Consider the following 18,561-nt stretch of genomic DNA (forward strand, 5'->3'; position numbering starts at 1 on the left):
TGTTTTATCTCATCTGAGAATCCTTTGAGTAAAGTAAATAATCCTGGATCTTGTTCTGCTTCTTCTCGAGAAAGAAAATATTTCTTAATAGGATAACTTTTCTTAATAACCTCGTTTGATTTTGCTTCAAAGCTTTGCATATGATCTCTGTCAAAATGTTCTAGTGTTAAATCAATTCTGCTTTTATCAAGTCCGAGTTGATTGCCTGAAACGAGTGTTCCCTCGTCTGCTTCAAATAAATCAGAAATGATATGTGCTGCTGTGTGCATTCGCATGTGCGTGTATCTTCGTTCCCAATCTATTTTGCAAAGTACTTCGTCACCAACTTTTAGTCCTGGTTTATCTACGACATGAAATACTTTTTCTTTAAATTTATACACAGACGATACGACAAAAACGTTTGTTTCATCTGCTGCTAATTGCAGGGTTCCTTCGTCATGTGGTTGTCCACCACCTGTTGGATAAAAAATGGTTTGGTCAAGTTCTACGAGAATAGTTCCATCATGCACGCTTATATTCGTGACTTTCGCTGTTGTTTCTTTCAAATAACAATCCTTTAAATACAATAATTCAGTCATCAGAGAAATTTAAAAAGTGGATACATAAAAAAGTTACGAAAATTATTTGTTCTTATTTCGATAATGCTGAACAGCTGCGTGTATTTTACTACCTACATAACTACCAAAAATAGTTGCTGGAATTATCCACGAGTTTTGCCAATAGGTTTTCAAAACATTGTCATACTCTGAGTTTTTCATTAAACTATAGTCAACAACGTCTTGCATAGAATACATATGCGCTATCCAAGAACCAATACTACTGTGCTACTAAGAAGAAAACCTGCCATCATACAGCCCGCATCTTTATCAGTTACGTAATCAGCGATATTTTTCTTTGGTTTCATGAAAAAACCTAATCAAAACCGCGTATCTAAGCTTTTCTTTGGAAAAAAGGGCTCAATAACGTGTGATTTAAATACTTTAAATTGAAACCTAACGGTGAAACAAAAATGGAATTCAAAGGAAAAACACTCGATAAGTTCCAAGAAGACGCTATCGCAACCATTAATAGAAATCATTCATGTGTAGTTTCAGCGTCAACTGGTACTGGTAAAACACTTATCGCAGAGTATGTTATTCACAAACACCTTCCCGAAGGTAATACTATCGTCTACACAGCCCCAATCAAGGCTCTTTCTAATCAAAAATACAAAGATTTCTGTAATGATTATGGTAAAGAAAAGGTTGGTCTTCTTACAGGTGATCATAGTATTAATCCTACAGCACCTATTCTCATCATGACTACAGAAATTTATCGTAATATGCTTGTAACTAATGATCCTATTACGCAACGAGTCTCTTACGTTGTTTTCGACGAAATTCATTACATCAACGATATAGAACGTGGAACAGTCTGGGAAGAATCAATTATTTTCTCGCCTGAACATATTAGATTCCTCGCGTTATCTGCAACCATACCTAATTATAAAGAGTTTGCTCAGTGGATTCAAACGATTAAAAATCATAAAGTTGAAACGGTTTTTTATGGTCATCGTCCAGTACCGCTTAAACATCTTTGCTACGATAAAAAATTAGGTCTAACTACTATTCAAAGTATCAAAGCAGATATAGCGCTTGAAGAAGAACAGGCATACACACTTACAGGTCACAAAAAACAATATGGTAAGAAAAAAAACAAACGCGGACTCTATGATATGAAACCACCACATCACACCGAAGTTATTAAAGATATTAAAACACCAGCCATGTATTTTTGTTTTTCTCGAAAAAAATGTCAAGATTTTGCATTTGAAACTGCTAAGAAAAAAGATTTACTCACAACACAAGAAAGTCAAGAAGCAAGTACATTTGTACGAAACCATATGCAACAAGAATTTGCAAATATGGATACAACAAAAATACTTCGACAAACGCTTCCCAAAGGTATTGGTTTTCATCATTCAGGGATGCTTCCGGCACTTAAACACATTGTTGAAGAACTCTTTAGTAAAGGGCTCATTAAAATTTTATACACTACTGAAACATTTAGTGTGGGAATTAATATGCCTGCAAAAACAGTTATTTTTGATGCCTTAGAAAAATATGATGGAATTACTACTCGACCACTTCATGCCAAAGAATATTTTCAAATTGCAGGTCGTGCTGGTCGTCGCGGTATTGATAAAGAAGGAACGGTAATTGCAACGATTAATCGTAAATACACTGATTTAGACAAACTAAAAAAAATATCAACAGTTGATGATGAACCAATTGTCTCACAGTTTACGTTAAGCACAAATACAGTGCTTAATCTATTAGCAAATTTTGATGAAAAAACTCAAGAAAAAGTGCTCAAGTCAAGTTTTGATTATTATACTAGAACGCAAGCAAATAAGAAAGCTGTGCATGTGATGGCAACATTCAAAAATAAAATGAAATTATTAACAAAGTTAGAATATATTAAACCAGCCAGCCAAACAACATATGAAGGTGCTTATGTTGAAAATACACAGGCATATGAACTCACCGAAAAAGGTCATTTTGCTCGACATTTGTATAGTAACGAAATCACACTTACCGAATTATTTTTCTTACCACACTTACATAAAATGAGTGATATCGATTTACTCACTATTCTTGCAACAATAATTTACGAATCGCGCAGACTCGATTATTTCATGATTAAAGGTAGTGAAAAAGCGTATAATCGAATTCTTAAGCTGCTTGAGAAAACGCGTGTTGCGCGAGATATTAACAAAATCTCCCTGAAGCGGATGATTAATTTTGTAAAGGCATGGGCAACCGGCGCAACATTCGCTCAGCTCATGACGTATAGCAATATGGCTGAAGGAGATATTATCAGATTCTTTAGAAGATTAATTGATACCTTAACTCAACTGCAGCACGCAACACAAAACGAAGAACTGAGAAATACGTTTCAAAAACTTATTAGTCTCATCGACAGAGACCTCGTCAGCGCCGATATCTAAGAAGTAATCATTGACATCTGCATTTCTTAAGAAACATTCAAAACAATATCCAAGTGCATTCTTGTAAACAAGGCAATAATAAAAAGCAATTACCATTTATTTTTTTAAATTTTCTTCGATAACTCTCTCTGTTAATCTTTCAATTTCATCTTGGAAAGATTCAATATCTTCAAAGTCGCGATAGACTGATGCAAAACGAATATAAGCTATAGAATCCAGTTTTTTAAGGCGATTCATCACGAGTTGACCAACTTTGGTGCTTTTGACTTCTTGGAGTCCTAAAGAACGTATTTTATACTCCACGTTGTCCACTAGTTTTTCTATATCCATAAGGCTTACAGGTCGCTTTTCAGAGCTTCTTAGAAGCCCTCGTATAATTTTCTGTCGATCAAATTCCTCTCTACGACCATCTTTTTTAATGACAAGAATGGGTTTTAATTCTACTCGTTCATAGGTTGTAAAGCGCTTCTCACACTTTAAACACTCTCGTCGCCGTCGTGTTTCTTCAACACTAGTCTCTCGAGTCTCAAGTACTTTCGTTTCGTCGTGGGAACAATAGGGGCAAAGCATGAAAACACTAAATGTAGTGTAATTTATAAACATTTGCAGAGTGTAAACACTACATAGAAAAAAATGAGTTCAAAAACGATAAAAAAAACAACAAAACAAGCAAAAACAAGTATAAAGGCCCCAAACAGCCTAAAAAGATGAATAGAGAACGTTTTTCAACCATAAGCTTTATAAATGGAGTCAGTTTCCTTCAAGCGTTTGGTTCAAGGAAAAATAATTACATATATCTAGAGTATGATGCCCTGGTAGTGTAGTTCGGCCTATCATGCGGCCCTGTCGACGTTAAAAATCAATAATTTTTGGCGAAAGAAAGGCCGCGACCCGGGTTCAAATCCCGGCCAGGGCGTGTCATTATACACTCTTGAACCATTCATGAGCCGGTAGCTCAGTCTGGTAGAGCACCTGACTTTTACACGGAACGGGAAAATAACCGTACACCTTGTACGACGATTCGCCATCCGCTGAAGTTATCAGGTGGTCGCGAGTTCAAATCTCGTCCGGCTCGCCATTTTCCGTTCAACGGGGGTTTTGCAAACATGGGTGACGAACTAATTCAACACGTATTAGTGCCAAAGCACGAAAAGATTTCTGACAAAGAGAAGGAAGCACTCCTTGCTAAATACAACGTTTCAATGAAACAGTTTCCTAAAATTCCAATTAACGATGCTGCGCTGCAAGGCATGGACATTAAAGTTGGCGACATAATTAAAATAACAAGAAACAGTCCTACGGCTGGTAAATCTATTTTTTATAGAGGTGTCTCTAGTGAATAAAGAAGCAAGACTAATTAATTCAGAACTCTTACTCAAAAAATTCTTTGAAGAAAATTCGCTTATCCAAGCAGACTTAACTTCATTTAATAATTTTGTAGATAAAGAGCTTAATAATATTTTAGAAGAAAACCGAACAATCGAACCAACTATTATTCCGCCAAATGTAGAAGATTTCAAAATTCGACTCGATAATATTTGGGTAACAAAACCAGAAATTACTGAAGCAGATGGTTCAAAGCGAGATATTTTACCTAGTGAAGCGCGACTGCGAAAAATTTCTTATGCAGCCCCTATTTACATGGAAGTCTCAGCACATATTAATGGTGTACAACGTGAAGACTTTAAACTCCAAATTGGAAATCTACCTATCATGTTAAAAAGTAAGTTTTGCCATTTAAATGGTAAGAGTGAAGAAGAACTTATTAAAGCAGGCGAAGATCCAAATGATCCAGGAGGATATTTTATTGTGAATGGAACTGAAAAAGTTCTTGTAAAAATTGAAGATCTCGCATCTAACAGACTTATGGTTGAAAAAGCATCAACTGGAATGTCAAAATTTATTGGAAAAATTTTTTCAGAGCGAGGATCATACAAAATTCCTCACCAGTTTGAAAAACTCAAAGACGGTATTTTATACTTAACATTTACTCGTGTAAAAAGAATACCAGTTATTCTTCTCATCAAAGCACTTGGTGTACTTAAAGATGAAGAAATTATGAAAGCAATTGACCTTGGCAATGACAGCGAAGTATTTGCTAACCTCTTTGAATATGTTGATGTAAAAGATAGAGAAGAAGCACTTGATATGGTTGCTAAAAAAATTGGTATTACACAATCAAGAGAAATTCGAATTCAACGTGTAGAAGAAATTCTTGATAAATATCTTTTACCACATCTAGGTATCAGTAAAGATAATCGAGAATTCAAAGCAATCAACGTATGCAAATATCTCAAGGACTTTGTGCGAACAACTCGAGGAGAACTCCCCTTAACTGATAAAGATCACTATGCAAATAAACGATTAAAACTTTCAGGAGACTTACTTGCCGATTTATTTCGCGTTAATATTAAAGTATTAATTGGGGATTTGCTTTATAATTTCCAACGAATTGTAAAACGTGGAAAAATTCCTTCCATTAAAGTTATTATTCGTGAAAAACTATTAACACAACGAATTTATAGCAGTATGGCTACAGGTAATTGGGTAGGTAACCGAACAGGCGTTTCTCAACGTATTTCTCGACAAAACCATCTAGAGTTAATTTCGTCATTACAACGCGTGTTTAGTCCGCTTTCTTCAAGTCAAGAAAACTTTGAAGCACGAGCACTTCACTCAACTCATCTTGGACGTCTTTGTATTAGTGAGACTCCAGAAGGTACCAATATTGGTTTGCGAAAAAATTTAGCAATTCTTGCTAACGTAACGCAAAGTGTTGATACAGAAGAATTAACAAAAACACTAAAGACATTCGGTCTAGAAACGGTGCAGGGGTAAATAAAAATGACTGATGTATTTATTGATTACAAATTTGTTGGCAGCGTTAAAGATGCAAAAGTATTTGCTGATAGAATTATCTCAGAAAGACGCATGAATCGAGTCCCTGGTGATGTAAATGTGTACCTTTCATTAACCAATGGTAATGTTTATCTTGAAACAAGTAAAGGACGAACAACTCGACCTGTAATTGTTGTTAAAGAAGGTAAAAGTCTTATTACTAAAAGACATTATGAACAACTTGAAAAAGGAGAACTCGCATGGTCTGATTTAGTAAAACAAGGAATTATTGAATACCTCGATGCTGCTGAAGAAGAAAACACGCTTATTGCATTCACCGAAAACGATCTAACACCTGAACACACACACCTAGAAGTAAGTCAAGTTGATTTAGTTGGTGTTGCAACAGGTCTTGTACCTTTTGGTCATCATAACCAAGGTGCTCGTTTATCGCAAGGTTCTAAAAATCAAAAACAAGGTATAGGATTTTATGCAGCAAATTTCCCGCTTCGTATGGACATGGATACTAATTTACTTCAGTACCCGCAAATACCTATTGTTTCAACCATCTTGCATGATTTAAGCGAATACGAAAAACATCCATCTGGACAAAATGTTACTGTTGCAGTCATGTCTTATCAAGGATTTAATATGGAAGATGCAATTATCCTTAATCAAGGTAGTGTAGATAGAGGTCTAGCACGAAGCCATTATTTCAAACCAATGGTTACAGAAGAATTACGTTACTCAGGAGGTCTTTTAGATGAAGTTGGCGTTCCTGATAAAGATGTTAAAGGTTATCGAAGTGAAAAAGATTATCGATTTTTAGAAGATGATGGTATTATTTTTCCAGAAGCAACGGTAAAAGAAGATGATGTTGTTATTGGTAAAACATCTCCTCCACGATTCCTTAATTCCATGGAAGAATATAACTTGGCTGCAAGTTCTCGTCGAGAAAGTTCTATGTGTTTAGCGCATGGTCAAGAAGGAACTGTTGATATGGTTTTCCTAACAGAAAATGATGAAGGTAATAAATTAATTCAGGTTCGTCTTCGTGAACAAAGAATTCCTGAAATGGGAGATAAGTTTACTAGTCGACACGCACAAAAAGGTGTAGTGAGTTTAGTTGTTCCTGAAGTGGACATGCCCTTTTCGATTACCGGCGTTAAACCAGATATTATTTTCTCACCACATGGTATTCCAACACGAATGACTATTGGTCATTTACTTGAACTTATTGGTGCTAAAGTTGGTGCTCTTGGTGGAAGATACATCGATGGTACGATGTTTGAAGCTGAAAAAGAAGCAGACCTTCGATCTGAACTATTAAGTTATGGTTTTAATGAAGGCGGTGTTGAAACGATGTATAACGGTGCAACTGGCGAACCATATCATGTAAAGATTTTTATCGGACCTATGTATTATTTACGTCTAAAACATCAAGTAAGAAACAAAATCCATTCACGTGCTCGTGGTCCAATTCAGCTACTTACCAGACAACCTACGGAAGGTCGTCTTAAAGAAGGTGGTCTACGATTAGGGGAAATGGAGAAAGATACGTTTGTTGCTCACGGGGCAAGTTTACTGCTTAAGGAACGATTTGATTCTGATAAAACAATACTTCCTATCTCTGAAGAAACAGGTATTATTGCAGTACACGATACTCGACGAGACAAATATTATTGTCCGATTACTGGCGAGAACGCGGAAATTAACAACATTGAACTCTCCTATGCTTTCAAGTTAATTCTTGATGAGTTCAAATCACTCTGTTTATATCCTAAACTAGAGTTGACATCAAAATACTAGGTGACAGAAATGGACGAACAATTTACTTTCAAAAAAGTTGGCGCAATCACATTTGGAATCATGAGTCCTCAATTTATTAAGGGCATGTCCAGCGCAAAGATTGTCACACCTGAACTCTATGATAAAGAAGGTTATCCTGTTGATGGAGGCCTTATGGATGTTCGATTAGGTGTCATTGACCCCGGTCTTAAATGTAAAACATGCGGTTTAAAACTTAAAGAATGCCCTGGTCACTTCAGTTACATCGAAGTAGCGCGACCAGTTGTTCACATTAAATTTGTTGAACTTGCGCTTGATTTACTACGACTAACCTGTAAAGATTGTGGAAGAATTCTTATTCCTGAAACTAAAATTCAAGAAGTTAAAGACGAACTTGATAAAATCAGTGAATTCGGAACTGATACTGAAAGACGTAATTTTCTTAAAGAAATGATAGCAACAATGAAAACAGTTACTAAATGTCCTCATTGTAGTGCAAAGCAGCAAAAAATTAAACTTGAAAAACCTACAACATTTCTTGAAGATGAAAAAAGAATCAGTCCTATTGAAATTAGAACACGATTTGAAAAAATTAGCAATGAGGATTTAAAAGTCATCGGCATAAATCCCGTAACAGCAAGACCTGAATGGACTATTCTTACAGTGCTTCCTATTCCTCCAGTCACCATGCGTCCTAGTATTACGCTAGAGTCTGGTGAACGAAGTGAAGATGACTTAACACACAAATTAGGAGATATTGTTCGTATTAATCAACGATTATTTGAAAACATTAATGCTGGTGCTCCAGAAATTATTGTTGAAGATTTATGGGATTTATTGCAATATCATGTGACAACATTTTTTGATAATGATGTATCGCAACTTCCTCCAGCACGTCATCGTAGTGGTCAACCATTAAAAACATTAACAGCACGTGTAAAATCTAAAGAGGGTCGTATCAGACATAATCTTGCTGGTAAACGTACAAACTTTAGTGCTCGTGCAGTTATTAGTCCTGATCCAAAATTAGAGATTAATGAAGTTGGTGTTCCAAGAAACTTTTCTATGAAACTCACTGTTCCTGAGAAAATTACTGATTGGAATATAGATTATTTGAAAAAATTTGTTGAACGCGGTCCTGATGAATATCCTGGTGCAAATTATATTGTTCGCCCAGATGGACGTAGAAAACGCATTACTGATGAAACAAAAGAACAACTTTTAGAAGAACTTGAACCAGGTCTTATTGTCGAAAGACATTTAATGGATGGAGATGTAGTATTATTTAATCGTCAACCATCATTGCACAAAATGAGTATGATGTGTCATAAAGTGCGTGTTCTTGACGGATTAACTCTTCGACTTAATCCCGCTGTATGTGCACCTTATAACGCAGACTTTGATGGTGATGAGATGAACTTACATGTTCCTCAAACAGAAGAATCTCGGGCTGAAGCAGAGCTTCTTATGCAAGTACAAACGCAACTAATTAGTCCTCGTTATGGCCTTTCTATTATTGGTTGTAACCAAGATGCAATTAGTGGAAATTACTTGTTAACAAACAATAATTTCAAGACATCTCATGAAGAAGCTGTTGATATATTAATGGCTATTGGTGAAACAGATTTTTCCAATCTTCCTAAGAAAAAAGAAGTAAGCGGTAAAGAAATTTTTAGCACATTACTTCCTAAGGATTTAAGTTTTAGCGCACCAAACAAAAATTATAAAGAACACCCTGAAGATCCTGAAAGCATGGTTATCATTAAGAATGGCAGCTTAACTCAAGGTGTTTTAGATAAAAATAATCTTGGTGAAGGAAGCGGTCTGCTTTTGCGGCAAATCCATAAACTTTACGGTCCTGAAGATACCGTTATGTTCCTTGGTAAAATTTATCGCTTAGGAATTGAAGTGTTATTTCGCTTAGGATTCACAACAGGTATTGCAGATACTGATCTTTCTGATGAGGGTAACTCGCAAGTGCAAAAAACCATTAAACAAGCTGAAAAAGATGCTGATAAACTTATTGAGCAATTTAAAGCAGGAACACTTGAAGCACTTCCAGGACATAGCGAAGCAGAAACTCTTGAGCTCAAATTACTTAGTGTTTTAAATAAAGCTCGTAACGATGCAGGTAATATTGTCGGCGAGACTGCTCGACAATCTAACACCATGGACATGCTTAAGTCTGGTGCCCGAGGTAATATTATTAACATGGCTCAGATGAGCGCACTTGTTGGACAGCAAGACCTTCGTGGTGGAAGAGTAAACAAAGGTTTTCACAATAGAACATTATCTTGTTTTAAAGAAGGAGATCTTAGTGGAGACGCCCATGGCTTTATTAGAAATGGTTTTAAATCAGGTCTTAAGCCTCATGAAGCATTCTTTATGGCTATGACTGGTCGGGATTCTCTAATGGATACTGCGCTTCGAACGCCAAAGAGCGGATATTTATACAGAAGACTTGCAAATGCTATGCAAGACTTAAAAATTGAATACGATTACACTGTTCGTGATGCATCAGGTAAACTGGTACAATTCATATTTGGTGAAGATGGTGTTGATGTTTCCAAAAGTGAAGGAGGCATTATTAACGTAAAAAAAATCGTAGGCGAGGTCTTGGAGGAATAAAAATGGAAAAACTAATTGATGAATACAAATCCTTGCTTCCTGAGAAAATTATTAGAGAACTTAAGGAAATTATTCCCGATAAAACTTCTGCTGCTAAGCAAAAAAAGATTTTTGAAGCGGTTTACAAAGAATATCGAAATTCTCTTGCTGAGCCAGGGGAAAGCGTGGGTGTTGTAAGCGCTGAAAGTATCGGTGAGCCATCTACACAAATGACACTAAACACATTCCACCTTGCAGGTGTATCTGAAGTAAAAGTGACTACAGGTCTTCCTCGAATTATTGAAGTTTTAGATGGTCGAAAAACTATTTCAACTGCATCAACAGAAATTTATCTAAAACCGCCTTATAATAGCGGTAAAGATATTACTAAAATCGCAAGTCAAATTCGAGAAACAACATTTAAGCGATATATTAAAGAAATTGATATTAACATTAGTTCTGCATCATTGCAAGTGCTGCTCGATATGAAGCGGGTTCAAGATGCTGAGCTTACCACCAAACATATTGCAAAAGTTTTAGAAAAAAGTGTGAAAGGTTACACATTTAAAGAAGAAAAAGAGGCCAGCATTACTATTAAAGCAGCTAAAGAAGATAACATTAATGATTTATACAAACTTAAAGAAATTATTAAAGACATCTACGTAAACGGTATTAAAGGCATAACACAAGTTATTCCTGTAAAACGTGATGAAGAACATGTTATTGTTACTGCAGGAAGTAATATGAAAGAAATTCTCAAACTTGAATACATTGATAAAACTCGAACCGTTTCAAACGATTTATATGAAGTAGAAAAATATATGGGTATTGAAGCAGCAAGACAACTTATTATTAATGAAATCAACAAAGTTCTTGACACGCAAGGTATTCCTATCGATATACGACACATTATGCTTGTTGCAGATACTATGACCATGAGTGGTCACGTTCTTGGTATTAACAGATACGGTATTGTTAAGGAAAAACCTAGTGTGCTTGCTCGAGCAAGTTTTGAAACACCTATTCGTCATCTTATCAGTGCAGCGCTTGCTGGAGAACGAGATGACTTAAATAGTGTTATTGAAAATGTTATGCTTAATCAGCCAATCCCTGTTGGTACGGGCCTTCCAGGTCTTGTTACTGCAGGAATTTTAAATCCGGATGAGCATAAAATAGTCAAGAAAACAAAAGCAGCAGCTAAGGCAAAATAAATTTATTTTTTCTTTTTACGTTTTAATTTCTTTTTTCTAAATTCTCTAAAACTATTAGTTTAATAAAAACAATTATTCCTCTTCACTATCCTCTTGATTAATTTTAATTGCTTTTCCAAAGACTATCGCATCCGCTAATTTCTTTCGAGCTGATAAGATAAGTCGATGAAAAGTAGGCTGAGAAATAACCATTTTATCTGCACATTCTTTTTGTTCTAAACCCAAGGAATCTTTTAATCTAATTGCTTCAAATTCAGCTAAAGTTAACTCTATTTTTTCTAAATCTCTTGCTCGTATTCCTGCGGGTTTAAAGTATGAAGAGTTTGGGCTTCCCCGCACTCTTCGCATTTTCAATGGTCTTGGAGCCATTTATTCTTGTTCCTTGTTTTTTTCTGGTTCTGAATAACCAGCTTTAGACCAATTTCCTCGTCCTTGGCCACGTGGTTGCCCACAACGGCCATTTCCTTGTCCTCGTCCACAACGTCTTCCTAATCCTCTACCTCGTTCTTGGTTTTGTCCTTGGTCTTGTGCTCCTGCACAATTACCTAGTTGTCGTCCTGTTTTAGACCCTTCTCCTCGTGGACCTGTTCCATCTTTATTTGGCATACTATTCCTCCACTCAATCACTGAGTTATGAATATAAATTCATAATACTATATAAACATTTCGTTTAAAATTATAAAAACCAATAAAAATAGCTCAGCCACAGTCTAAAACTAATTTAAAACTAACCATACTCAAAAAAGCAAAAAAATTAACCTAGAAAGTCAAAAAGCTCAAAAAAATGAACAAAATAAAAAATTAAGAAAAATTAATAGTTCGAATCTATTAAATCAGCAAAATCTTCAGTTAATAAAATAGTATTTGTTCGGCCTCGCTCTTCTTTTACAACAATACCTCGAGCTACAAGTTTCTCAATAGCCCTATGCACCTTTACTCGATGAAGATTTGTTTTAGTATCTAACTTCGCTTGAGGAAATGTCCCTTTATTGAGAATTAATACATGTACAATCTTTCGTTCATCAACCTCTAAAAATTGCAATGAGAGTTTCAAAACTCGCTTGAAATCTTTCTTCTCACGAATCAAACGAGACATGAGAAAGTAAACAGAAAGAAAACCTACAAAAAGACCTAATGAAGAAAGAAGCAAAATCATATAAGGAATTGGTATTACACAACCACACGCATCATCATTTTTTATGGCATCAGAAACATATAAAGCTGCAAAGGCAACTAAAAAAATAAATCCCAAAACAATAGAAACTATTAGAATTATCGTTCTAAACTGTTTATCTTGAGTAATTTTACTATGTTTCATTTTTTGTAACAAACATTTATAAACAATTACATCACATGAAACGTCTAGAACTTAAAAAGTTTTCCCTAAAAAAAGGTGTGAAGGCATGAATAAAAGAAATCAAGCAATACTCATCATCGCGCTGCTCAGTATGACTATTTTTGCAGGCTGTGGAACCTCAACAGAAACAATTGAAATTACCAAAGAAGGAACTTTTTCAGAATCACAATGTAAAGCACATAATCCTAATTATGAAGTCATCATGATTGAATCAAAATTCTGTGGCCATTGTAAGGAAACACTCCCTAAATTTTTAGAAGCATGCGCAGAGCTTGGTGTTGTGCCAGTTGTTCTTGATATGGCCAAAGCAGAAGATGCCGAACTAGCAGAAGAAAAATATAAAGTAAGTATTAGATACACGCCTACTTTTATCTTTGGATGCGATTATTTAGTTGGCGCACAACCAAGTAAAGAAGACTATAGTTCCTTAATAAAAGCCTATCAACAATATCAATAATAAGAGGAATAATGATGAAGGAAAAAACAAAAAAGATTCTGATTGTTTGTATTACATTGCTCGTGCTTATTGGATTTTTCACTTTTGCAAAATTTGTTAATCCAGATGCATTGCGGAATCTTGGTCTTTCCATGCCCCTTCCATTATTTACCTTGATCATCGCACTTATTGACGGATTTAATCCTTGTAATTTATTCGTTCTCACTCTATTAATTAGCCTTATGCTTTCAGAATCACACGAGCGAAAAAGAATTTTGGCTGTCGGCTTAACCTTCATTGCAGTTATCTACATATTTTATTTTACGTTCATGGCAGCATGGCTTAATATTTTCAAATTTATTGGGTTTGTAACGCCTCTTCGAATCGCTATTGCAGCACTTGCACTTGGCGCAGGACTCATTAATATGAAAGAAATGTTCTTTTATCGTAAAGGCGTTACATTAATGGTGCAAGATAAACATGTTGGACCACTAAAGCGAAGAATCAATCACGTCGCGCATGTAATGAAAAAAGGCAGCATGGGAACACTTATTGGAGCAGCAGCAGTTCTTGCAGTTTTCGCTTCATTAGTTGAACTTCCTTGTACAGCAGGTTTCCCTATTATTTATACAGGAGTACTTAGCGGTCATGGCCTTGCAGCTGGATTTGCTCATTATGCATATCTTTTACTCTACAACCTCTTTTATGTTGTACCGCTCTTAACCATCATTTTTATCTTCGCCTTCACTTTTAAAGGAAAGCAAATAGATAAAAAGACCATGGGACTTATAAAATTCATAGGAGGAGCAATTATGTTCCTTCTGGGCTTAATATTACTCATTAGCCCTGGATTAGTTGGTCTTGGTTAAAATGTTTAAAACGCTCTACTTTGATAATGGTGCAACAACAAAAGTTGATTCAAGAGTAGTAGAAGCAATGTTGCCTTTTTTTGAAAAAACGTTCGGTAATCCTTCTTCAGCGCATAGCGTTGGTCATAGTGCAAAAGATGCACTTGATGAAGCAAGAAACACTATTGCGCAGTCTATTAATGCTAGTTCAAGTGAGATAGTCTTTACCTCTGGTGGAACAGAGAGTAATAACGCAGCAATTAAGGGTGTTGCATTTGCTTGGGAGAAAAAAGGAAAACACATTATTGTATCTGCTGTTGAACATAAATGCATTCTTGCATCGTGTGAATGGCTTAAAGAACGAGGATTTAGAATTACCTATCTTCCTGTAAACGATGAAGGTTTTGTAAGCACTGAAAAACTTGAAAAAGCAATTTGCAAAGACACTATTCTAGTTTCAATTATTCACGGCAACAATGAAGTTGGCACCATTAATGATTTAGAAGCAATTGGAACAATTTGTCATAAATATAAAATTTTATTTCATAGCGATGCCTGTCAAAGCTTTACAAAAGTTCCCATTGATGTGAAGAAAATGAACATGGACTTACTTACTATTAATAGTCATAAAATTCATGGTCCTCGAGGTGTTGGCGCATTATTCATTCGTAAAGATGTAAAAATAGATCCTCTACTTCATGGCGGTGGTCAAGAACATCATCTCCGCTCCGGCACAGAAAATGTTGCGGGAGTTGTTGGTTTCGCAAAAGCAGTAAGTTTAGCAAAAGAGAAACATAATCGTACTATGACAAAGTATCGTGATAAAATAATTTCTAAGTTACTTGAAATTGATGGTGCGCATCTTAATGGTCCCAAAGGCGAGAAACGATTATGCAACAATATTAATCTGCGTTTTGATGGTGTTGATACTAGCGGACTTGGTGGCTATCTTGATAGAAAAGGTATTGAGACATCATCTGGCTCTGCATGTTCTGCGCCAAACAACGAAGCAAGTTATGTGCTGCAAGCACTTGGACTTAGCGCGCAAGAAGCACAAGAAAGTATTCGTATAACACTTAGCAGATTCACAACAGAAGAAGAAGTGGACAAACTACTCGCAACCATACCTAAAATTATTGCCAAGTGCAGAAAAAAAGGCGTTGTTGAGCGTTTATTCAAAAACTAAAATTCTTATTCATCGTCAACAGTAAAAAGCCTTGAGTCTTTAACTTTAAAAAGTTCACTTCGAGCGCCAGCATCAAGCCATCCATGAGCATAGTTAAGCGCTGCAAATGCTAAGAGCCATTCGCCTTTCTCATAAAAATGTTTGGCATCACTATAATACCTTTCAATCATATCTAAAAAGTCGTTTGCTTGGGAAATCCTGTCAATATCCAATTCGTGCGTTTTGACTTTTTCAATTGCTTCACCCGTTATCTTAAAATATTTTTGCACGTGTTCTTCAGTAAGTGTGTTATTTACCATTCGCATCACCCAAAACAATTGTTAATGGTTTTCATATAAAAGGTTTTTGAAACAAAGTTTTATAAACTCAAAGCAATCTTGCTCCTTGGTAATGAGTATCGCAGGAATAGGACTGGAATTTATCTCCAGAGCAAAGGCAAATAAAGAGTATCTTCGTATGAGAGGATTTGAAGAAAGATATCTTTTTCCTTCTTGTTGCGATAATATCAATCAGGTTCAAGAATATACTGCTAAAAAAATCCTTATAAAAAATAGCCAAGAATTTCTTGTCACCAATATCTCCATTCTAGACGCGCTTAATGACATCAAAAAATATGTTAGCATTCTTGAAGCGATGCAAAGCGATGTAAAATCTGCAGAAAATGGTTTTCCAAGTAATGAAGAGTTACAAGTACGAACAGATAATTATTTCTCGCAAAAACTAAATAGAAAAAAGGAGTTATAAAATGACAAAGAAAAAACAATATATTATCCGTAAAGAATTTGAAAATTTATTCGAAGTACAAAAAGGCATGCTTAATACTTATGCACTTATGGAAAGTAATACAATAAACAATACCAAAGGAATAGTGCAAGCTTACAAAATTGTTAAGGATACTAAAGATCAATATATTGTTGAAAAATTTGATTTGGTTGATGCGCTTGACGATATCGCTGATCAGCAAGAAACTAGTTTTGCTTGTTGCAATGGTAAAAACAACATTCAGCTCGAGCAAAATATCGCACATAAATTAACAGACCCTGCGAATAATGTTATTGGCATAGATCAAGGAATCTGTAACTCAACCTATTGTTTTCTTTATGAAAATGAGTTACGTATGGATAATTTTACTGCACTAAATGCAAATTATCAAAAAAGGTAGGCTAAAAAGTTATAAGAGTAAAATAAGTAAAAAAAAAACGACTTAGACAAACCAATTCGCAACAGTTGCTAAAACATTTGCAAAAAAGAGCTTGACTTTCTTTCCAAAACCGGTTGCTTCCATTTTTATTGCGCCTGATTCCTTCATTTCCAAATAAGCATCAAGAGGGTCTTCATCTAAAATAACATCATTAATAGTTGAGAGATTTTGTACAGCTAAATCATAGGTCGATTCATTAGATGCGCCACACTCAACACCTACAACTTTTCCCTGTTTTATTTGGATATTGCTGGTGAGATTTAATTCTTCAATTTTTAAATTTACAAGTTCATTTTGAAATGGCATAGCGTCCGGCACTTCTTGTCCAACAATATCAAGTTGTTCTTGGAGTTCCTCGCAGGTTTCTACATTTAAATATTTTAAGTCATCTAGAGTGGTTCCTAAAACCGAAGTACTCAATAAAATTAACACCAGTATAATAAGTATTTTTTTCATAAACATCACCTCAAAGAAGCAGGAAATAATAAGGCTCTCCAAGCAAGTTTTCTTACAGTTCGTCTTGCTTGTTGAGTTTCCCCTTTTAAATTAAGTTCTCCTTCTCGCTTTAATTGTCGATAGGTTTTTACGGGGTCGCCGGCAGTTAACAAGTTTGCAGCTCCTGCAACAGTTATTTTAAGGGTGTAATCATATTCTTCAAGAGAAGAACATCCCGCTGCAACTATAGAGCCGTTAGATAGCTTCACATAAGCTACAGACCCCTGATTATCAACATTCACCAGACCATTTTGTAGAGGAAAAGACTCAGGAAAAGTTATTTCTTTCCATTGATGCAATTGTAGTAGTTCTTGACAATAATCTTGATTCAAAAGCGTTGTTGAAGCTGGTTGAGCTAAAACAACACCAATAATCCCGAAAAAAAACAAAACTAAAACAATCAAACCTTTTCTCATAACAAAATGTTAAGAAAAAGTATTTATAAAAGTTGCTACGAGTCAGCTAAGGCTCTATCAATATGATATTCTAGTTTTGTATTCGATAAATCTAGAAGCGAAACCATTTCATCTTTAATATTTGTCAAATCTCTTAGAATATGCATGAGATCTCGCCCAGGATGTTGTGCCAATAATTTTTCAATTTTTCTGCCCAAACGAGCCTTATCTGAACCATCAATAGTTGTTGCTATAGTAAAGTCTCCTCAACACTAATTACTATGTACAACGCAATCTTTTATAAAAAGTTCTTGTCTTAAAAATATATGTTCTAAGGTTGACTCAACTAGAAAAAACAGGCTTATCAAGACCTTAATTTATAAATACGCACATACCTTTATAAACACTTCATCCCTCCCTTCAACCACAAGTAATAACCAGTGATATTATGGGAAGAATCAAAACAAAATTGATTAAAGCACTCACAAACGAAGCATACGCTAAGCATAAAGACCGGTTCACTATCGACTTTAATGAGAACAAACAAGTCTTAAATGCTATCCAAGATGACGCATCTAAAAAAATGCGAAACACTATCGCAGGATATGCAACACGTATGAAGAAAAGAGATATTAAGAATCAGTTGTAAAATAAGTAATCTTTCGGGGGGAAGAACACTATGGACGACGAGCAAACTGGCCAAGAAGGTCTGGATAATTCTATTTTTGTAGGTACAAAGCCTTTTATGAACTACGTAACAGGAGTTGTTATTCAGTTTACCACAAAAAACGCTCACGAAGTACTCATTAAAGCACGCGGTAAATTCATTAGTCGCGCAGTTGATATTGCAGAAATTGCACGTAAACGATTTCTTAAAGATCAAATTCAAATTAAAAAAATATCTATTGATTCTGAAGATTTCAAGAATAAAGAAGACAAAGACGTCAGCGTCTCAACTATTGAAATTATTTTAGAAAAAATAAAATAATTACAAAAGTCAGACTAACACCCAACACATTGAAATCATACTAAAAAAGTACAATAATCAACTAAAAACTAATTCTTCCCAATAGGCGTTGTTCAAAAAGGTATAAATATGTATACTGACAAGAAATTACTATGGTTCAGACAGAAATTTCCGGTCAGTATGAAGTTAGTTTACACAAGCAAGTTATTAAAGTTTTTCATGCTTCAGGCATGAAATATCATG

At 35.2% G+C, this 18,561-nt stretch carries 23 protein-coding genes and 2 tRNA genes; 15 read left to right on the forward strand and 10 right to left on the reverse strand.

What is annotated here, in order from left to right; genetic code table 11:
• A partial coding sequence (locus K9M74_04265) for an alanyl-tRNA editing protein (protein MCF7799094.1) occupies window positions 1-578 on the reverse strand: 578 nt, incomplete at its 3' end.
• A gap of 42 nt (window positions 579-620) precedes the next feature.
• Complete coding sequence (locus tag K9M74_04270) at window positions 621-794, reverse strand: hypothetical protein (GenBank protein MCF7799095.1); 174 nt, start codon at window positions 792-794, stop codon at window positions 621-623.
• 215 nt (window positions 795-1,009) lie between these two features.
• Between K9M74_04270 and K9M74_04275 the strand changes: the two genes are divergently transcribed.
• Window positions 1,010-2,989, forward strand: a complete 1,980-nt coding sequence (locus K9M74_04275) for a DEAD/DEAH box helicase (GenBank protein ID MCF7799096.1) — start codon at window positions 1,010-1,012, stop codon at window positions 2,987-2,989.
• 96 nt (window positions 2,990-3,085) lie between these two features.
• Here the strand turns inward: K9M74_04275 and nrdR are convergent, their stop codons facing one another.
• A complete protein-coding gene (gene nrdR / locus K9M74_04280; protein ID MCF7799097.1) occupies window positions 3,086-3,559 on the reverse strand; it encodes a transcriptional regulator NrdR in 474 nt (157 codons plus the stop codon).
• A 239-nt stretch (window positions 3,560-3,798) separates the two neighbouring features.
• Between nrdR and K9M74_04285 the strand changes: the two genes are divergently transcribed.
• The 7 genes from K9M74_04285 (at window position 3,799) to K9M74_04315 (ending at window position 11,433) form a co-directional block, all read left to right on the forward strand.
• Window positions 3,799-3,905 (forward strand) — tRNA-Asp (locus tag K9M74_04285).
• Window positions 3,906-3,933: 28 nt separating this feature from the next.
• Window positions 3,934-4,067 (forward strand) — tRNA-Lys (locus K9M74_04290).
• A 28-nt stretch (window positions 4,068-4,095) separates the two neighbouring features.
• Window positions 4,096-4,332, forward strand: coding sequence for a DNA-directed RNA polymerase subunit H (locus K9M74_04295; protein ID MCF7799098.1), 237 nt, complete (start codon window positions 4,096-4,098; stop codon window positions 4,330-4,332).
• Complete coding sequence (locus K9M74_04300; GenBank protein MCF7799099.1) at window positions 4,325-5,827, forward strand: DNA-directed RNA polymerase subunit B''; 1,503 nt, start codon at window positions 4,325-4,327, stop codon at window positions 5,825-5,827. The genes K9M74_04295 and K9M74_04300 overlap by 8 nt, the downstream gene beginning before the upstream one ends.
• Before the next feature lie 6 nt (window positions 5,828-5,833).
• Window positions 5,834-7,636 carry a DNA-directed RNA polymerase subunit B gene (locus tag K9M74_04305; GenBank protein MCF7799100.1) on the forward strand — a complete coding sequence of 601 codons (1,803 nt, stop codon included), beginning with the start codon at window positions 5,834-5,836 and terminating at the stop codon, window positions 7,634-7,636.
• A 9-nt stretch (window positions 7,637-7,645) separates the two neighbouring features.
• Window positions 7,646-10,243, forward strand: a complete 2,598-nt coding sequence (locus K9M74_04310; protein MCF7799101.1) for a DNA-directed RNA polymerase subunit A' — start codon at window positions 7,646-7,648, stop codon at window positions 10,241-10,243.
• A gap of 2 nt (window positions 10,244-10,245) precedes the next feature.
• A complete protein-coding gene (locus tag K9M74_04315) occupies window positions 10,246-11,433 on the forward strand; it encodes a DNA-directed RNA polymerase subunit A'' (protein ID MCF7799102.1) in 1,188 nt (395 codons plus the stop codon).
• Window positions 11,434-11,505: 72 nt separating this feature from the next.
• Here the strand turns inward: K9M74_04315 and K9M74_04320 are convergent, their stop codons facing one another.
• The 3 genes from K9M74_04320 to K9M74_04330 form a co-directional block, all read right to left on the reverse strand.
• Window positions 11,506-11,802: a DUF134 domain-containing protein gene (locus tag K9M74_04320; GenBank protein MCF7799103.1), complete on the reverse strand. Its 297-nt coding sequence runs from the start codon at window positions 11,800-11,802 to the stop codon at window positions 11,506-11,508.
• Complete coding sequence (locus tag K9M74_04325; protein ID MCF7799104.1) at window positions 11,803-12,039, reverse strand: DUF5320 domain-containing protein; 237 nt, start codon at window positions 12,037-12,039, stop codon at window positions 11,803-11,805.
• A gap of 205 nt (window positions 12,040-12,244) precedes the next feature.
• The gene (locus tag K9M74_04330) at window positions 12,245-12,751 is read right to left on the reverse strand and encodes a hypothetical protein (protein MCF7799105.1); all 507 of its coding nucleotides are present in this window, start codon (window positions 12,749-12,751) and stop codon (window positions 12,245-12,247) included.
• Between the two features lie 85 nt (window positions 12,752-12,836).
• Between K9M74_04330 and K9M74_04335 the strand changes: the two genes are divergently transcribed.
• The 3 genes from K9M74_04335 to K9M74_04345 are packed head-to-tail and all read left to right on the forward strand — an operon-like array spanning window position 12,837 to window position 15,260.
• A complete protein-coding gene (locus K9M74_04335) occupies window positions 12,837-13,247 on the forward strand; it encodes a thioredoxin family protein (GenBank protein MCF7799106.1) in 411 nt (136 codons plus the stop codon).
• A gap of 11 nt (window positions 13,248-13,258) precedes the next feature.
• On the forward strand, window positions 13,259-14,095 hold the full coding sequence (locus tag K9M74_04340; GenBank protein MCF7799107.1) for a hypothetical protein: 837 nt from the start codon (window positions 13,259-13,261) through the stop codon (window positions 14,093-14,095).
• A gap of 1 nt (window position 14,096) precedes the next feature.
• Entirely contained in the window at window positions 14,097-15,260 is a 1,164-nt protein-coding gene (locus tag K9M74_04345) for a cysteine desulfurase (GenBank protein ID MCF7799108.1), read from the forward strand.
• A 5-nt stretch (window positions 15,261-15,265) separates the two neighbouring features.
• Here K9M74_04345 and K9M74_04350 read toward each other — a convergent pair whose 3' ends face one another.
• Window positions 15,266-15,565 (reverse strand): DUF357 domain-containing protein, encoded by a 300-nt coding sequence (locus tag K9M74_04350; GenBank protein MCF7799109.1) that lies wholly within the window; start codon window positions 15,563-15,565, stop codon window positions 15,266-15,268.
• A gap of 85 nt (window positions 15,566-15,650) precedes the next feature.
• Here K9M74_04350 and K9M74_04355 point away from each other — a divergent pair, with 85 nt between their 5' ends.
• Both K9M74_04355 and K9M74_04360 read left to right on the forward strand, forming a co-directional pair.
• A complete protein-coding gene (locus K9M74_04355; protein MCF7799110.1) occupies window positions 15,651-16,004 on the forward strand; it encodes a hypothetical protein in 354 nt (117 codons plus the stop codon).
• 1 nt (window position 16,005) lies between these two features.
• On the forward strand, window positions 16,006-16,422 hold the full coding sequence (locus K9M74_04360) for a hypothetical protein (GenBank protein MCF7799111.1): 417 nt from the start codon (window positions 16,006-16,008) through the stop codon (window positions 16,420-16,422).
• A 42-nt stretch (window positions 16,423-16,464) separates the two neighbouring features.
• Here K9M74_04360 and K9M74_04365 read toward each other — a convergent pair whose 3' ends face one another.
• Genes K9M74_04365 through K9M74_04375 form a run of 3 tightly spaced genes read right to left on the reverse strand, consistent with a single transcriptional unit; the run spans window position 16,465 to window position 17,569 of the window.
• On the reverse strand, window positions 16,465-16,917 hold the full coding sequence (locus K9M74_04365) for a hypothetical protein (GenBank protein MCF7799112.1): 453 nt from the start codon (window positions 16,915-16,917) through the stop codon (window positions 16,465-16,467).
• Window positions 16,918-16,922: 5 nt separating this feature from the next.
• Window positions 16,923-17,372, reverse strand: a complete 450-nt coding sequence (locus K9M74_04370) for a hypothetical protein (GenBank protein MCF7799113.1) — start codon at window positions 17,370-17,372, stop codon at window positions 16,923-16,925.
• A 35-nt stretch (window positions 17,373-17,407) separates the two neighbouring features.
• Window positions 17,408-17,569 carry a hypothetical protein gene (locus tag K9M74_04375; protein MCF7799114.1) on the reverse strand — a complete coding sequence of 54 codons (162 nt, stop codon included), beginning with the start codon at window positions 17,567-17,569 and terminating at the stop codon, window positions 17,408-17,410.
• Window positions 17,570-17,799: 230 nt separating this feature from the next.
• On the opposite strand from K9M74_04375, the gene K9M74_04380 reads away from it, so the two are divergent.
• The gene (locus K9M74_04380; GenBank protein MCF7799115.1) at window positions 17,800-18,000 is read left to right on the forward strand and encodes a 30S ribosomal protein S17e; all 201 of its coding nucleotides are present in this window, start codon (window positions 17,800-17,802) and stop codon (window positions 17,998-18,000) included.
• Between the two features lie 30 nt (window positions 18,001-18,030).
• Window positions 18,031-18,339: a DNA-binding protein Alba gene (gene albA, locus K9M74_04385; GenBank protein ID MCF7799116.1), complete on the forward strand. Its 309-nt coding sequence runs from the start codon at window positions 18,031-18,033 to the stop codon at window positions 18,337-18,339.
• Window positions 18,340-18,561 lie beyond the last annotated feature (222 nt).

The organism is Candidatus Woesearchaeota archaeon, from assembly GCA_021734105.1.
Taxonomy (GTDB): Archaea; Nanobdellota; Nanobdellia; order Woesearchaeales; family SKGA01; genus SKGA01.

Bases quoted from the DNA above. Each gene is read 5' to 3' on its own strand.
- K9M74_04270 (MCF7799095.1), bottom strand. From the start codon at position 794: ATGTATTCTATGCAAGACGTTGTTGACTATAGTTTAATGAAAAACTCA.
- K9M74_04275 (MCF7799096.1), top strand. From the start codon at position 1,010: ATGGAATTCAAAGGAAAAACACTCGATAAGTTCCAAGAAGACGCTATC.
- nrdR (MCF7799097.1), bottom strand. From the start codon at position 3,559: ATGCTTTGCCCCTATTGTTCCCACGACGAAACGAAAGTACTTGAGACT.
- K9M74_04295 (MCF7799098.1), top strand. From the start codon at position 4,096: ATGGGTGACGAACTAATTCAACACGTATTAGTGCCAAAGCACGAAAAG.
- K9M74_04305 (MCF7799100.1), top strand. From the start codon at position 5,834: ATGACTGATGTATTTATTGATTACAAATTTGTTGGCAGCGTTAAAGAT.
- K9M74_04310 (MCF7799101.1), top strand. From the start codon at position 7,646: ATGGACGAACAATTTACTTTCAAAAAAGTTGGCGCAATCACATTTGGA.
- K9M74_04315 (MCF7799102.1), top strand. From the start codon at position 10,246: ATGGAAAAACTAATTGATGAATACAAATCCTTGCTTCCTGAGAAAATT.
- K9M74_04320 (MCF7799103.1), bottom strand. From the start codon at position 11,802: ATGGCTCCAAGACCATTGAAAATGCGAAGAGTGCGGGGAAGCCCAAAC.
- K9M74_04325 (MCF7799104.1), bottom strand. From the start codon at position 12,039: ATGCCAAATAAAGATGGAACAGGTCCACGAGGAGAAGGGTCTAAAACA.
- K9M74_04330 (MCF7799105.1), bottom strand. From the start codon at position 12,751: ATGAAACATAGTAAAATTACTCAAGATAAACAGTTTAGAACGATAATT.
- K9M74_04335 (MCF7799106.1), top strand. From the start codon at position 12,837: ATGAATAAAAGAAATCAAGCAATACTCATCATCGCGCTGCTCAGTATG.
- K9M74_04340 (MCF7799107.1), top strand. From the start codon at position 13,259: ATGATGAAGGAAAAAACAAAAAAGATTCTGATTGTTTGTATTACATTG.
- K9M74_04345 (MCF7799108.1), top strand. From the start codon at position 14,097: ATGTTTAAAACGCTCTACTTTGATAATGGTGCAACAACAAAAGTTGAT.
- K9M74_04350 (MCF7799109.1), bottom strand. From the start codon at position 15,565: ATGCGAATGGTAAATAACACACTTACTGAAGAACACGTGCAAAAATAT.
- K9M74_04355 (MCF7799110.1), top strand. From the start codon at position 15,651: ATGAGTATCGCAGGAATAGGACTGGAATTTATCTCCAGAGCAAAGGCA.
- K9M74_04360 (MCF7799111.1), top strand. From the start codon at position 16,006: ATGACAAAGAAAAAACAATATATTATCCGTAAAGAATTTGAAAATTTA.
- K9M74_04365 (MCF7799112.1), bottom strand. From the start codon at position 16,917: ATGAAAAAAATACTTATTATACTGGTGTTAATTTTATTGAGTACTTCG.
- K9M74_04370 (MCF7799113.1), bottom strand. From the start codon at position 17,372: ATGAGAAAAGGTTTGATTGTTTTAGTTTTGTTTTTTTTCGGGATTATT.
- K9M74_04380 (MCF7799115.1), top strand. From the start codon at position 17,800: ATGGGAAGAATCAAAACAAAATTGATTAAAGCACTCACAAACGAAGCA.
- albA (MCF7799116.1), top strand. From the start codon at position 18,031: ATGGACGACGAGCAAACTGGCCAAGAAGGTCTGGATAATTCTATTTTT.